1 protein-coding gene is annotated in these 1,457 nt (G+C 66.1%); it reads right to left on the bottom strand.

Going from position 1 to position 1,457, the window contains the following annotated elements; genetic code table 11:
• Positions 1–1,457: alkaline phosphatase family protein (locus AC1DZ6_RS25110; RefSeq protein WP_477099807.1), on the bottom strand; the 1,457-nt coding region annotated here is incomplete at both ends.

Genomic DNA, 1,457 nt, shown 5'->3' with positions numbered 1-1,457 from the left:
CCCCGGGGCCGGGCTCGCGCGAGACCAGCAGAACCAGCGAGTGGTCGGTGATCTGGGCCGTCGGATCAGGCAGGGTCGTGACGAACGACACCGGCGCCTTGGTGTTGTCCATCCTCGGAAAATATGCGGCGATGTCGAACGCCACCAAGAGGTCCATGATCGCCTTGGAGAACACCGAACCGCCGCCGCCCACCTTCAGCGTGCAGTAGGCGGGGGCCAGGTACACGCCGTGCTGGTTCTTGAGATGGAAGGTCTGGCCGTACAGCACCGGGTCGCCGTTCCTGCGCTGGACGTCGACGAACGGCAGCACCGCATCGGTGCGCGGCGTGGTCAGGGTCACCGCGTGGCTGAAGCTGGGCGCGTTCTTGACCCGCTCGCCGAACTGGGGCGCTAGGTCCGGACGTTTGACCTTCTCCAGCATCGTGGCGATCACCGAGGCGTGGTCGAAGGGCGTGTCGGTCTTCGAGCGGAACACCGACCCCTTCTGGACGTAGGGCGAGACCACGATGGTCGGCACCCGCGCGCCCAGGCGGTCGAACTTGAAGCCGGCCTTGTTCTGGTAGGGCGGCTTGCCCGCGCCCCACGGCGGCTTGACCTTGCCGGGCTTCAGGTCGGCGGTCTGGTGGTCGAACGAGCCCACGAACTCGTCGAAGGTGATCAGCAGCAGGGTCTTTTCCCAGGTCGCCTTGTTGGCGATCAGGCTGGAATAGACCTCCTTCACCAGCTGTTCGCCGGCCAGGACGCTGCCGGGCGGGTGGTAGTCGTTGCCCAGGGCCGAGAACAGGTTCTCGTAGTAGCGGTTGTCGACGGTGCTGTGGGAGATCGACCAGAAGGGTTCGATATAGCTGAACTTCGGCAGATGACCGGTGCGCGCCATGTGGTGGAAGGCGGCGGTCTTGTGGAAGCGGCCGGGCGCGCCCGGGATCTTGTCCCTGATCTGCGGGAACAGGCGCCAAGTGTAGCAGGAGTCCAGGGCGCCCGAGGTCAGGCCTTGCAGGTAGTCTGTGTAGGGCGACAGGGCGTTGAAGATCTCGCGGAGCCCCGGGACCCAGCGGGCGATGGTCGTGACCTCGCGCAGCAGGGTCGAGATCTTCTGCGGCAGRTAGCTGGTCTCGTAGAAGACGTTCCAGTCGGCCCCCGCCGTTTCCAGGGCGTTGAAGATCGTCGGCGCGTCGACCCGGTCGTCGCCGATCGCCATGCCGACGATACGCTGGATCTCCTTGGCGCGCGGATCGGTCTCCAGATCGCCGTTGTTGATCATGCCGTTCGAGGTGCCGCACATCAGGAACGCGCGGTTGGGATTGGTCTGCGACGGCACGGAGGCGTGCCAGGCGTCGCTGACAGCGTAGTGGCGGGCCAGCTGGTTCAGCACGGGAGCCTGGGACGGGGTGAAGCTCTGCATCACCATCGGCCCTAGGCGGCGGATGTCGGCGTCGCTCAGCTTGCGCGCCTTCAGC

It is taken from the genome of Caulobacter sp. P1_B12_2 (genome assembly GCF_056406675.1).
The sequence above is the reverse complement of the archived record's forward strand: the minus strand, read 5'-3'. Positions and strand labels throughout refer to the sequence as shown.